The sequence below is a fragment of the Streptomyces sp. NPDC002265 genome, from assembly GCF_040296125.1.
In the GTDB taxonomy this organism is placed as follows: domain Bacteria; phylum Actinomycetota; class Actinomycetes; order Streptomycetales; family Streptomycetaceae; genus Streptomyces.
Map to the genome: position 1 here is coordinate 24,645 of NZ_JBEOWS010000053.1, position 12,594 is coordinate 37,238.

Sequence of the window (12,594 nt, forward strand, 5' to 3'; positions counted from 1 at the left end):
GCCGACTCGGCGGACGGTCCGTCAGCAGTGGATGCGCAGGCGGACGACGATGACGTCCGGAGGCAGGTCGTCCAGGTAGGCGTTGGCGAAATCGAGGTAGTCGTCCCTGGTGCCGTAGATCCACGCTCCGTCCAGCGTGAGCAGCCACTCCCTGGGGATCACCTGCTCGGGCTGCCACTGCCTGAACGGGAGCATGCAGACCTCGTCCGGGTCGAGCGTCGCGGCCAGTCGTGCGGCGCGGGCGCGCATGCCGTCGAAGTCGAGCAGGCCGCGCGGGCCCCCGTAACACCGGCCGTGCGTCTCGGGACGTGACGCGTCGTCGGCGTCCAGCGGGCCCCGGACGAGGCGGGGGTCGTCCTCGTGGCCGGGGAGCACGTCGAACTCGTCGCCCTCCCGGCCCAGCCACCACTGGTCCCACTCGCCCTGGTACGGCTCGTGGTCGCCGTTCATGTCGAAGGGGGCCATGGCCTCCTCGATCGCGGGCCGCAGGCGCCCGTGCGCCTCCGGCGGCAGGCAGACCGTGACCATCTCTTTCGCCATGGGATCCGTTCCTCCGATTCGAGCGAACCGCATCCTGGCACGGAGCGGGCCGGCCGGGCGCCCGGTTTTCTGTGTGTGCCGGATGCGTGCATGACCGTATGGCAAGGGCGAATTCATTGATTAATGTCACAGGTCGGGAAATCCACGCAAAGCGGACATAGCGCTATTTGTTGGTCGGTTTGGTCTTGTTCGTCCCTGTAGCGTCGCCTTCGTTCCCCGCGTCTCGCGCAGCCGTCGCCGACTCCGTGCGCGCTGCCGCCGCGACCGCAACACCGAGCAGGACGGAACCTCCATGCCCGCATCGCGCATACCCCGCCTCGCCCGGCGGGGACTGGCCGCGGCCATGACCGCCGGGACGGCCCTCGCCGCGTTCGCCACCGCCACCCCGGCGCAGGCGAGCACGGGCGGCGCGTCCGTCGGCGGCTCGCCCGTGACATGCACCTCGCAGCGGCCGGGGCTCGCGGACCGGCTGTCGCAGGACCTCGCCGCCGCGCTCCGCGGACGCCAGGGCTCCACCGCGCTCGCCCTCTACGACCGCGCCACCGGGACCTCGTGCGCCTTCCGGGCCCACGCGGCCTTCGACTCGGCGAGCGTGGTCAAGGTCACGGTGCTCGGGGCCCTGCTGCGGCAGACGGCGGACGAGCACCGCGCCCTGACGTCCCGCGAGGTGGAGCTGACCACCGCGATGATCACCAAGTCGGACAACGACGCGACCAACGCCCTGTGGCACCAGCTCGGGACGGCCGGCGTCCAGCGCTTCCTGACCCTGGCCGGCATGCGGGACACCGTGCCCGCGCCGAACGGCCACTGGGGGCGTACTCAGATCACGGCCGCCGACCAGCTGACCCTGCTCCGGCTGCTCACCTCGGACAACGCGGTCCTCGGCCCCGGCGCCCGCGCCTACGCGCTGCGCCTGATGAGCCAGGTGATTCCCGAGCAGCGCTGGGGAGCCCCGGCCGGGGCTCCCACGACCGCGACGGTGCACGTCAAGAACGGCTGGCTGCCGGACGCCACCGACGGCTGGCGGGTGAACAGCGTCGGCGCCTTCACCGGCGGCGGCCACGACTACGCGATGGCCGTGCTCTCGGACGGCAGCCGGACGATGGCCGACGGCGTCGCCACCCTCGAAGCCGCCGCCCGGGTCGTCAACCGGGACCTGAACACGCCCGCCGCCGTCTGACCCGGCCCGGCCCGGCCTACCCTGCCGAGCCGCTCTCCGCGGGCCGCCCTAGGGTGGAGGTCCTGGCAGACCCGTGGAGGGAAGAAGTCATGTCCGGCTGGAGCGCGCACGACATACCCGGCCTGGGCGGCCGTACCGCGGTCGTCACCGGAGCCAACAGCGGGCTCGGGTACGTCACCGCGCGCGAGCTGGCGCGCCACGGCGCCCGGGTGGTCGTGGCCTGCCGGAGCGAGCCGCGGGGACGGGCCGCGGTGGACCAGATCGGCGCCGAAGTGCCGGGTGCCGAGGTGGAGTTCGCCCGGCTGGACCTCGGCGACCTGGCGTCCGTACGGGAGTTCGCGGCCCGCTTCCCGTACGAGCGGCTCGATCTGCTGGTGAACAACGCCGGGGTGATGGCGCTGCCGTACGGGACGACGGCCGACGGGTTCGAGACCCAGTTCGGGGTCAACCACCTCGGGCACTTCGCCCTCACGGGGCTGCTGCTGCCGGCGCTCCTCGCCGCCCCCGGCGCCCGGGTCGTGACCGTCTCCAGCATGATGCACGCGCTCGCGAACATCGACATCGACGACCTCAACAGCGAGCACGGATACCGGCGTTGGATCGTCTACGCCCGCTCCAAGACCGCCAACCTGCTCTTCACCCACGAACTGGCGCGCAGGCTCGCGGCGGCCGGCTCGGACACGGTCGCCGCGGCGGCCCACCCCGGGTACGCGGCCACCAACCTCCAGACCGCCGGTCCGCGCGCGGAGGGCCGCCGGGGCGCCGAGCGGCTGATGGAGCTGGGCAACCGCATCATCGCCCAGCCGGCCGAGGCGGGCGCGCTGCCCAGCCTGTACGCCGCCACCGCGCCCGGCGTACGGCCCGACTCCTTCACCGGCCCGTCCTTCGCGATGTGGCGCGGGGCGCCCGCACCGTCGCGACGGGCCTCCTGGACCCGCGACGACCGGGTGAGCGAGCGCCTGTGGGCCGCGTCCGAGGAGCTCACGGGGGTGACGTACGAGGGGCTCAAGCCCTGACGGCCGCCGAGTGGCCCCAGCTCCGACCGCCGAGAGACTGAAGTCCTGACGGGCGCGAGGGGCTAGGGGCTCAGGCGGCCTGTACCTCGTACGTCGCCACCCGTACCGTCTCGTCGTCCAGGCACTGCCCGGTCACCAGGTCGAAGCGCTGCTTGAGCAGGGGAGAGGCGACGAACGGGCGGCCCCGGTGGGTGCCGGTCAGCCCGCGGGACAGGACGGCCGCGCCGCTGAACGGATCGCGGTTGTCGATGCCGTACAGCGTTCCGGACCGGTCGCGGAACAGGGCGACCTGGCGGCCGTCGGGCAGCAGCGCGGCCAGGCCCCGGCCGGGGGTCAGCGCGGTCAGGTCGCAGACCGTGAACCAGGAGTCCGCAAGGCGCAGCCGGACCTTCAGGGCGGTCGTCTCGGGTGCCAGGGTCATCGCGGGGCACTTCCTTCCAGGGGGCGCGTGCCGATGGTCAACAGCGGCAGGTCGGGCTTGATCTGGTCGCGCTCGGGGACGAAGCCGACGACCGGGTCGGGAGTGTCGGGCGCGTTGACGAACGACACGAACCGGCTGAGCTTCTCGGGGTCGTCGATGGTCTCGGCCCACTCGTCGCGGTAGGCCGAGACGTGGGCGGCCATCAGCGACTCCAGTTCCTCGCAGATGCCGAGGGAGTCCTCCACCACCACGTCCCGGACGTGGTCCAGGCCGCCCGGGATCCGCTCCAGCCAGGTCGAGGTGCGCTCAAGGCGGTCCGCGGTGCGGATGTAGAACATCAGGAACCGGTCGATCAGCCGCACCAGTCCGTCGTCGGACAGGTCCTGGGCGAGCAGGTCCGCGTGGCGCGGGGTGGCGCCGCCGTTGCCGCCGACGTACAGGTTCCAGCCGTTGGAGGTGGCGATGATGCCGAAGTCCTTCGACTGGGCCTCCGCGCACTCGCGGGCACAGCCCGACACCGCCGACTTGAGCTTGTGCGGCGACCGCAGGCCCCGGTAGCGCAGCTCCAGGTCGATCGCCATACGGACCGAGTCCTGGACTCCGTAACGGCACCAGGTCTGTCCCACGCAGGACTTGACCGTGCGCAGCGACTTGCCGTACGCGTGCCCCGACTCGAAGCCGGCGTCCACCAGCCGGGCCCAGATCAGCGGGAGCTGTTCGACGCGGGCGCCGAACATGTCGATGCGCTGCCCGCCGGTGATCTTCGTGTAGAGCCCGAAGTCGCGGGCCACCTCGCCGATCACGATGAGCTTCTCGGGGGTGATCTCGCCGCCCGGGATGCGCGGCACGACCGAGTACGAGCCGTTCTTCTGGAGGTTGGCGAGGAAGTGGTCGTTGGTGTCCTGGAGGGCCGCCTGCTCGCCGTCCAGGACGTAGCCGTGCGCGCCGATCGTCGGGGCGAGGGAGGCGATGATCGAGCCGACCGTGGGCTTGCAGATCTCGCAGCCGTCGCCGCCCCGGGCGTCCGGGCGGCCGTGGCGGTCCAGCAGCTCCCGGTAGGAGGTGACGCGCAGGGCGAGGACGATCTCGTAGAGCTCCTCGCGGGACTGGGCGAAGCAGCCGCACAGGCCCTTGTCGACCTCGACGCCGTTCGCCTCCAGCTCGGCGGTGACGAGCTGGCTCAGCACCTTCACGCAACTGCCGCAGCCCGTACCGGCCTTGGTGCACTTCTTCACCTCGGGCACGGTCGTGCAGGAGTGCTCCGTGACCGCGCCGCGGATCGTGCCCTTGGTGACGTTGTGGCAGGAGCAGACGACGGCCTCGTCCGGCAGCGCGGACGGGCCCAGCTGGACGGGACCCCCGGCACCGGCCGGCAGCACCAGCTGCTCGGGGGCGACGGGCGGGACCGAGCCGGTGAACGCGCGCAGGGTGCCGTACGCCTCCGCGTCGCCGACCAGGATGCCGCCCAGCAGCGTGCCGTCCCGGCCGATGACCAGCTTCTTGTACAGGCCCGCCCGGGCGTCCGAGTAGACGACGTCCAGACAGTCGGCGGCGGTGCCGTGCGCGTCGCCGAAGGAGGCCACGTCCACGCCGAGCAGCTTCAGCTTGGTGGACAGGTCGGCACCGGTGAACGACGGCTGCCCGGCCTCGCCGGCAGCCCCGGCAGCGGCGTCGGCGGCGATCGCGGCGGCCGCCGTCTCCGCCTGTTCGTAGCCGGGGGCGACCAGGCCGTACACCCGGCCGTCCGCCGCCAGCGCGCACTCCCCGATCGCGAACACCCGCGCGTCGCCGACCGTACGGCACCGCTCGTCGACCGCGATGCCGCCGCGCTCGCCGACCGTCAGTCCGCAGGCGCGGGCCAGCTGGTCGCGGGGGCGGACACCGGCGGAGAACACCACCATGTCGGTGGCGAGTTCGGAGCCGTCGGACAGCTTCATACCGGTGACCGCGCCGTCCTCGCCGACCACGATCTCCTGCGTGCCCACCCCGGTGTGGACGGACAGGCCCATCTCCTCGATGGTGCGCAACAGCGCGGCGCCGCCGCCCTCGTCGACCTGTACGGGCATCAGGCGCGGCGCGAACTCCACGATGTGGCTGGTGAGTCCGAGGCCCTTCAGCGCGCCCGCCGCCTCCAGGCCCAGCAGCCCGCCGCCGACCACCGCACCCGTCGTCGCCCTGGCCCGCGCGTACTCCTCGATGGCGAGCAGGTCCTCGATCGTGCGGTAGACGAAGCAGCCCTCGGCGTCCTTGTGGGGGACCGGCGGCACGAACGGGTACGAGCCCGTGGCCAGGACGAGGATGTCGTAGCCGACAAAGAGACCGGAGCGGGCCGTCACCGTGCGCGCGGCGCGGTCGATCGTCTCCGCCGGGTCGCCGATGTGCAGCTCGATGCCGTGCTCGCGGATGAACCCCATGTCGGTCATGGAGAGGTCCTCGGCGGTCCGCCCCGAGAAGTACGAGGTCAGCGCGACCCGGTCGTACGCCGGGCGCGGCTCCTCGCACAGCACGACCACCCGGTGCGTGGCGGTCAGGCCGCGTTCGGCGAGCGCTTCGAGGAAGCGCTGGCCGACCATGCCGTGGCCGACGAGCACGATCGTGGGGCGGGACCGGCCCCCGACACTTGCGGTCGTGGACATCAGGAGCCTCCATCGTTGGGGAGCAGGTGGAGTGGGCGGGGCGGGTGCAGCGGGTGGGACAGCGGCGGCGGATCCGAGGCTGTGCCGCTGTGTCCAGCAGCGTGCGGGGCCGGTGTTTCCCTGCCGCATCACCTCTGTTTCCCGAGAGGAACGCTGCCCTCAGCGAGGGACGGCCCGGGGTGTGAGGGTTCGCGGGCGGAGGACAGGTGGCCCGGTGGGAGGCGGCCGGTGGCCCGGCGAGGGGCGGATCGGTGGCCGGGCGGGAGACGGCCCGGTGGGCCGGTGGGCCGGTGGGGGCGGGCGGCAGGTCCGGCGGGCAGCGAGGTCCGTGTGGGGTGCACCGGTCCGTGCCTTAGGGTCGCGGTCATGCCCGACATACCGCTGACCACGCTCGCCCTCCTGTGCCTCGCCGCCCTCGCGGCCGGCTGGATCGACGCGGTGGTGGGCGGGGGCGGGCTCCTGCTGCTGCCCACGCTGCTGCTCGGGCTGCCGGCGAGCACCCCGGCGGCGTACGCGCTGGGCACCAACAAGGCGGTCGCGATCGTCGGCACGTCCGCGGCGGCGGTGACCTACGTCCGCAGGACCCCGGTGGACGTGCGCCTGGCCGTACGCATCGGTCTGACCGCGCTCGCCGGGTCCTCGGCCGGGGCGTTCTTCGCGGCCGGGATGAGCACCGAGGTGCTCAAGCCGGTGATCATGGTGGTGCTGCTCGGTGTCGCGGCCTTCGTGATCCTGCGCCCCGCCTTCGGCACCGCCCCGGCGCCCGGCCCGGTCGGCCGCCGTCGCGTCCTCGCCGCGATCGGCCTCGCCGGCCTGGGCATCGGCTTCTACGACGGGTTCATCGGCCCCGGCACCGGTACGTTCCTGGTGCTCGCCCTCACCGCCGTACTGCACCTCGACCTGGTGACGGCCTCCGCCAACGCGAAGATCGTCAACTGCTGCACCAACGCGGGCGCCCTCGCGATGTTCGCCTGGCAGGGCACGGTGCTGTGGCAGCCGGCCGCGCTCATGGCCGTCTTCAACCTGGCCGGCGGCACCCTCGGCGCCCGCACGGCCCTGAAGAAGGGCAGCGGCTTCGTCCGGGTCGTGCTGCTGACGGTCGTGCTGGCACTGGTGGCGAACCTGGCGTACACGCAGTGGGTGGCCTGACGGGCGGCGATCGCCCCACGGTCCCACGGCCGGCGGCGGCCGCCCCACGGTCCCACGGCCGGCGGCCGCCGCCGGTGTCCCGTGCCGAAATCCGTTGCCGGTCCGGCCGGGGTTTCCCCTACGGTGACCCGATGACCACCCAAGTGATCGTGCTGAACGGCGGTTCCAGCTCGGGCAAGACCGGGCTCGCCCGGTGTCTCCAGGCCGTGCTGCCGCAGCCGTGGCTGGCCTTCGGGATCGACGCGCTGGTCGACGCGCTGCCCGCGTCCCTGAAGGCGTCGGACGCCGGGATCGACTTCGCCCCGGACGGCGGCGTGGACGTCGGGCCGCTGTTCCGGGAACTGGAGGCGGCCTGGATGGCGGGGATCGCCGCGACGGTACGGGCGGGCGCCCGGGTCGTCGTCGACGATGTCTTCCTCGGCGGGGCCGCCTCGCAGGACCGGTGGCGCAAGGCCCTCGACGGGCTGGACGTGCTGTGGGTCGGCGTCCGCTGCGCCGCCGAGGTCGCCGCGGGCCGCGAGACGGCCCGGGGGGACCGGGTCCCGGGCATGGCCGCGGCCCAGGCGGAAGCCGTGCATCAGGGCGTGCTCTACGACCTGGAGGTGGACACCTCCCGCACCGAGTCCCTGGCCTGTGCGCGGACCATCGCCGCCCGGGTGGACCGGGAGCCGTCCGGGCTCAGCGGCTGTCGGTGAGGTGGGCGAAGACGACCACGTTCCCCTGGTACCCGGTGCTGCGCGAGTAGCCGCCACCGCAGGTGATCACCCGCAGCTCGGGGCGCGCCGAGGCCCCGTAGACCTTCTCGTCGGGGAAGTCCTTCGCCTCGTAGACCTCGACCGCGTCGACCGTGAAGAGCGCGACACTGCCGTCGCGCCGGTCCACCTCGATGGCGCTGCCCTTGCGCAGGGCGCCTAGGTCGTAGAAGACGGCGGGTCCTTCGGTGTTGTCGACGTGGCCCGCCACGATCGCGGTGCCGGTCTCGCCCGGGGTGGTGCCCGCCTCGTACCAGCCGGCGAGGTTCTTGTTCGCGGCGGGCGGGACGTCGAGGCTGCCGGTGCTCGTCAGGCCGAGCCCCGTCAGCGGGGCGTTCACGCGGATCGACGGTATGTGTATCCGGACGGGCGGGGACGGCGGCAGCGCGGGGGCGGCGGCGCGTTCGCCGCCCGGGTCGGCGTGCGCCTGCGCGGCGGAGGGCTGCGGCGGGGCGTGGATGCCGATCGGACCGCGCAGCAGCAGCACGCCCGAGCAGAGCGCGGCGGCGGTGACGGTGGCTATGGCGGTGTTCCCGACTCTGGGCATGCCTGCCTCCTCTTCTCCTTCTCCTCCCCGGAAGCCCCTTCCTCTCCCTCTCCCCGGGAAGTCGGATCCCCGGGAAGTCGGTCCCCTGGGAAGTCGGCTTCTCTCCGGGAAGCCAGGCCCCGTGCCCCCTCCGGGCCGCGAGGGGCGTCGGGCCCGGAGGGGAGGGGACATGCGGTACCGGCGGACGGACGGCGGAGGGTGTCCGTCAGATCCCGTCGCCTCTCGCCCGGCGATGCAGGAGCCAGGTACCGCCCGCGGCGGCCACGGCGAGCGCCGTCAAGCCTGCCGCGGTCTGTACGGGGTCGGGGCCGAGTGCGCCGCCGACCCCCGTCTTCACGCTTCCCTTCGGTTGCACCTGCCCGGACAGGGCGGTCAGGGTGACGTGCAGGTCGCCCGTCACCCGCAGGCTGCCCTCGGCGCAGGCCGCGACGATCTCGTACGTTCCCGGCTGCGCGCTCGGCGGGACCCGGAACTGTCCGATCGCGTCGTTCTCGTGGGTGCTGGGCGCCAGCGTGAACCGCCCGGCACCCACCGCGCTGGCGTCCCCCGCCGCCGAACCGCCTTTGCCGCACGCCGCGGTGTTCACCGTGACCTGCCCGCCCGGCTCGGTGGTGGACGGGTACACCTCCAGGCTGCCGGTGGCACCGCCGTAGGCGGGCGCGGCCACCGCGCCCGCGGCGACGACGGCGAGCGCGGTGCCGGCCAGCAGACGGGCGGTACGTCGCATCGGTGCTCCCTCGGCTCATGGAGGGGCCACGGCCCGCGACACCCTCGAGTGCCGCTGCGTCGGTCGTGCCCCGCTTCTCCGAGGTAAGTGGCAGTGGCCCCGGACCGCTTCCTGAGGGATCGTCAGAATTGCGGTGAACGGGTGTCGCACGGGCCCGGCGCGCAGTGCAGACCGCCACTGTTTCGGCAGGTCAGAGGGCATGCGGCGATGCGTGGACGAAGAACCGCGAAGGATGTACGGCGGAGGGACGAACGGGTGAGCACGACCGGGGCCGGTGCCCCGAAGGGACCGGCCCCGGCCGCGTCAGCCGTATGGTCGGCTCACGCTCACCGCGTTCGCCGCGTGGTCAGCTCACGCTCACCGCGCTCCAGGCCGCGGCCACCGCCGCGTACTCCGTGCTGCTCGCGCCGTAGAGGTCCCGCGCCGCGTTCAGGGTCGCCGTACGGGCGCCCGCGTACTTCGTCGACGACGTCATGTAGACCGTCAGCGCGCGGTACCAGATCGCGCCCAGCTTGTCGCGGCCGATACCGGTGACCGTCGAGCCGTTGCAGGTGGGCGAGTTGTAGCTGACGCCGTTGACGGTCCGTGCGCCGCTGCCCTCCGCCAGGAGGTAAGCGAAGTGGTTGGCGACGCCCGAGGAGTAGTGCACGTCGAGGTTGCCGACCGAGGAACTCCAGCAGTCCGCGGAGCTGCCGTCCTTCGAGGGCTGGTCCATGAAGCGCAGCGCCGCCTTGCCGAAGCCGGGCCGGACGATCTTCTCGCCGATCAGGTAGTCGCCCGGGTCCGAGGCGTTGTTCGCGTACCACTCCACCAGGGTGCCGAGGATGTCGGAGGTCGCCTCGTTCAGGCCGCCCGGCTCGCCGGAGTAGGTCAGCGCGGCCGTCTTGGACGTGACGCCGTGCGACATCTCGTGGCCCGCCACGTCCAGCGCGACCAGCGGGCCGAACGTCGTCCCGTCACCGTCGCCGTACGTCATGCAGAAGCAACTGTCGTCCCAGAAGGCGTTGTTGTAGCTGTTGCCGTAGTGGACGCGGTTGTACGAGCCCTTGCCGTCACCGGCGATGCCGTTGCGGCCGTGGACGTTCTTGTAGTAGTCCCAGGTCTCATTGGTGCCGTACTGGGCGTCCACCGCGGCCGAGGAGCGGTCCGAAGTCGCCCCCGTTCCCCAGTGGTTGTCGGTGTCCGTGAAGACCGTCGCGGGCGCCCGGCTGAAGCAGATGCCGAAGATGCACAGGTCGGTCTTGTTGGCGGCGTCACCCGTGTACGTGTTGCCGCGGGTCGCGTCCTTGAGCTGGTACGCCGATCCCGACAGCGTCGTCTCCAGCGGCACCGTGCCGCCGTACAGCGACTGCCCGTCGCCCGTCGCGGTCTCGATGCTGTCCCAGGCGTCGATCCGGGCGCCGGTGCGGGCGTCGGTCAGCACCGTGCGGGCCACCGGGTTGCCGAGCGTGTCGAGGGCGGCCACGTCGGTGCGCCAGGCGAGCCGCGGGCTGCCGTGCAGCGCGTCGACGACCAGTTGCGGCTTTGCCGTGACCTTGCGCAGGGTCTGGCCGAGATGGGCGGCGCGCAGCGCGCTCGCCGCGGAGTCGGCGGCCTTCGGGGCGGACAGGGCGGGGGTGATCGAGGGCAGGTCGAGGGTGCCCCCGGTCGCCCGGTCCGTGCTGCGGTACGTCCCGTCCGGGGCCAGGTGGACCACGAAGTCGCCGCCCAGGACGGGGAGTTCGCGGTAGGTGCGGTCGTAGCGGATGTGCTGCGCACCGTTCTTGTCGATGATCACGTCGCGGACCCGGGTGTGCTGGACGGAGGTCAGGCCGAGGGCGTCCGCCCGGTCGGCGACGACCGTCGCGGCGTTGCGGAGCGCGGTGGCCCTGTTCGGTCTGTCGGCCGCGTCGGCGGCGGGGGAGAGCGCGGCGGCCAGCAGGGTGGCGGTGGTGGCCACCACGCCGGCGGCGGCGAGACGGCGGGACCTGCGAACCGAGCTGACGTACTGCCGTATCCGACTCATCGGTCTCCTCGGAAAGGCGCCATCGGGCGCGTGGGGGGCGCTGGATGTGCTCCGCAAGATTTAAGGGGGCATGACATGTCATGTCCATAGCCCTATCGGGAGGAGATGTGAGGGCTGAGAATCGTTTCTGCAACGCTGCGACGGCGTGGCTGTACAGGTGGGAGACCGAGTGAGCGTGCGGGAGCAACTTCCCTTCTTCGTCTACGGGACGCTCCGGCCCGGTGGGCGCTATCACGACGCCTACCTGCGCGGCCGGACCCGTTCCGCGCACCCGGCCCGGCTCGCGGGCGCGGTGCTGTACGACGGACCCGGATACCCGTACGCCGTGGAGGAGCCCGGGGGCGGCGGGGTGCTCGGGGAACTGGTCACCGTGCCGGTGGACGCGTACGACGAACTGCTGGCCGAGCTGGACCGGCTGGAGGAGTACGTCCCCGGCGATCCGCGCAGCCTCTACCTGCGCGTCGAGCGCGAGGTCGGCCGGGACGCCGACGGCGCGGCCGTGCGCGCCTGGGTGTACGTCGCCGCCCCGGCGGTCGCCGAGCGCCTGCGGGCGGACGGCAGGATCGTCGAGGGCGGCGACTGGCGGGCGCATCGCTGACCCGGCCGGCGGTGCGGGTCACCGGCCGGCGCTCCGGGTCACCGGGCGGCGGTCAGGGCCCGTCGTACCCCCGGCTCCTCGGGGCCGAGGAAGTGCGGGTCCGGCTCGAACAGCACGTCCAGCGCGGCCTTGCCCGCCGCGAAGACCTCCCGGGTGCCGCCGTAGTACCAGGTCACGTCGTGCTTGTCGTCGACCCCGACGCCGTACGACCGCACACCCGCCGCCTCGCACAGGGCGACCGCCCGCCGGATGTGGAAGCCCTGGCTGATCAGTACCGCCCGGTCCACGCCGAAGATCTTCCTGGCGCGGACGCAGGAGTCCCAGGTGTCGAAGCCCGCGTAGTCGCTGACGATCCGCGCGTCGGGCACGCCGTGCTTCGTCAGGTAGGCGCGCATCGCGTCCGGCTCGTCGTAGTCCTCGCGGCTGTTGTCGCCGGTGACGAGGACGACCTCGATCCGGCCGGCGCGGTAGAGGGTGGCCGCCGCGTCGAGGCGGTGCGCGAGGTACGGCGATGGCTCGCCGTCCCACAGACCCGCGCCGAAGACGACCGCGACGTCCGTGCGGGGCGCGTCGGCCGTGGTGCGCAGCCGGTCGCCGGTCGAGACGTACAGCCAGGTGATCGGGGTCAGCGCGAGGACGCACCCGGCCATCACGGCCTGCACCGCGCGCCGCCGGCCCGCGCGGGTGCGCGGCAGACGAGGTCGGCCCAGCTTCGGTCGGCGCATCGGACGGTCCCTTCCCAGGTGGCCGCGGCGGGGCGCCGTGGCCGCTCTCGACCATGAAGGACGCGGACCGCGGGGTCCGGGTTCGCCGCCCACGGTGTGAGCGGACTCACGTTCGATGCCGTCGCCGCAGGTCACGGTACCTCACACACCCCGGGCGCCCTGCCGTGAACCCATGGAAAAAACCCGTCACCCCCATGCAACGGGAAGGCAATGTCCGGCCGCCACGATCGGTTCATGACGGTGTCGCTCTCTCTCCCCGACGGGTCCGGCCCCCGCCGCCCCGGCAGCCCGCTGCCGG

12 protein-coding genes are annotated in these 12,594 nt (G+C 72.9%); 5 read left to right on the top strand and 7 right to left on the bottom strand.

From position 1 onward, the window contains the following. Window positions 1–21: 21 nt before the first annotated feature. The gene (locus ABT085_RS12725; protein WP_351605393.1) at window positions 22–540 is read right to left on the bottom strand and encodes a hypothetical protein; all 519 of its coding nucleotides are present in this window, start codon (window positions 538–540) and stop codon (window positions 22–24) included. Between the two features lie 292 nt (window positions 541–832). Here ABT085_RS12725 and ABT085_RS12730 point away from each other — a divergent pair, with 292 nt between their 5' ends. Both ABT085_RS12730 and ABT085_RS12735 read left to right on the top strand, forming a co-directional pair. After that, window positions 833–1,720, top strand: coding sequence for a serine hydrolase (locus ABT085_RS12730; protein WP_351605396.1), 888 nt, complete (start codon window positions 833–835; stop codon window positions 1,718–1,720). Window positions 1,721–1,809: 89 nt separating this feature from the next. Next, window positions 1,810–2,736: an oxidoreductase gene (locus ABT085_RS12735; protein WP_351605399.1), complete on the top strand. Its 927-nt coding sequence runs from the start codon at window positions 1,810–1,812 to the stop codon at window positions 2,734–2,736. A gap of 70 nt (window positions 2,737–2,806) precedes the next feature. Here ABT085_RS12735 and nirD read toward each other — a convergent pair whose 3' ends face one another. Together nirD and nirB are read right to left on the bottom strand one after the other, a co-directional pair. Continuing rightward, window positions 2,807–3,157 carry a nitrite reductase small subunit NirD gene (gene nirD / locus ABT085_RS12740; RefSeq protein WP_351605402.1) on the bottom strand — a complete coding sequence of 117 codons (351 nt, stop codon included), beginning with the start codon at window positions 3,155–3,157 and terminating at the stop codon, window positions 2,807–2,809. After that, complete coding sequence (nirB, locus tag ABT085_RS12745) at window positions 3,154–5,793, bottom strand: nitrite reductase large subunit NirB (protein WP_351605406.1); 2,640 nt, start codon at window positions 5,791–5,793, stop codon at window positions 3,154–3,156. Before nirB ends, nirD begins: the two co-directional genes overlap by 4 nt. 366 nt (window positions 5,794–6,159) lie before the next feature. Between nirB and ABT085_RS12750 the strand changes: the two genes are divergently transcribed. After that, window positions 6,160–6,942 carry a sulfite exporter TauE/SafE family protein gene (locus ABT085_RS12750; protein ID WP_351605408.1) on the top strand — a complete coding sequence of 261 codons (783 nt, stop codon included), beginning with the start codon at window positions 6,160–6,162 and terminating at the stop codon, window positions 6,940–6,942. Window positions 6,943–7,073: 131 nt separating this feature from the next. Beyond that, on the top strand, window positions 7,074–7,637 hold the full coding sequence (cpt, locus tag ABT085_RS12755) for a chloramphenicol phosphotransferase CPT (RefSeq protein WP_351605411.1): 564 nt from the start codon (window positions 7,074–7,076) through the stop codon (window positions 7,635–7,637). On the opposite strand, the gene ABT085_RS12760 is transcribed toward cpt, so the two are convergent. The 3 genes from ABT085_RS12760 to ABT085_RS12770 form a co-directional block, all read right to left on the bottom strand. Further along, window positions 7,621–8,241, bottom strand: coding sequence for a class F sortase (locus tag ABT085_RS12760; protein ID WP_351605418.1), 621 nt, complete (start codon window positions 8,239–8,241; stop codon window positions 7,621–7,623). The two genes, cpt and ABT085_RS12760, sit on opposite strands and share 17 nt — an antisense overlap. Window positions 8,242–8,446: 205 nt before the next feature. After that, a complete protein-coding gene (locus tag ABT085_RS12765) occupies window positions 8,447–8,968 on the bottom strand; it encodes a GVDTG sorting domain-containing protein (RefSeq protein ID WP_351605421.1) in 522 nt (173 codons plus the stop codon). 346 nt (window positions 8,969–9,314) lie between these two features. Further along, window positions 9,315–10,973: a M4 family metallopeptidase gene (locus ABT085_RS12770; RefSeq protein WP_351605424.1), complete on the bottom strand. Its 1,659-nt coding sequence runs from the start codon at window positions 10,971–10,973 to the stop codon at window positions 9,315–9,317. 175 nt (window positions 10,974–11,148) lie between these two features. Between ABT085_RS12770 and ABT085_RS12775 the strand changes: the two genes are divergently transcribed. Then, window positions 11,149–11,571: a gamma-glutamylcyclotransferase family protein gene (locus ABT085_RS12775; RefSeq protein ID WP_351605426.1), complete on the top strand. Its 423-nt coding sequence runs from the start codon at window positions 11,149–11,151 to the stop codon at window positions 11,569–11,571. A 38-nt stretch (window positions 11,572–11,609) separates the two neighbouring features. Here ABT085_RS12775 and ABT085_RS12780 read toward each other — a convergent pair whose 3' ends face one another. After that, window positions 11,610–12,296 (bottom strand): SanA/YdcF family protein, encoded by a 687-nt coding sequence (locus tag ABT085_RS12780; protein ID WP_351605432.1) that lies wholly within the window; start codon window positions 12,294–12,296, stop codon window positions 11,610–11,612. Between the last annotated feature and the right edge of the window lie 298 nt (window positions 12,297–12,594).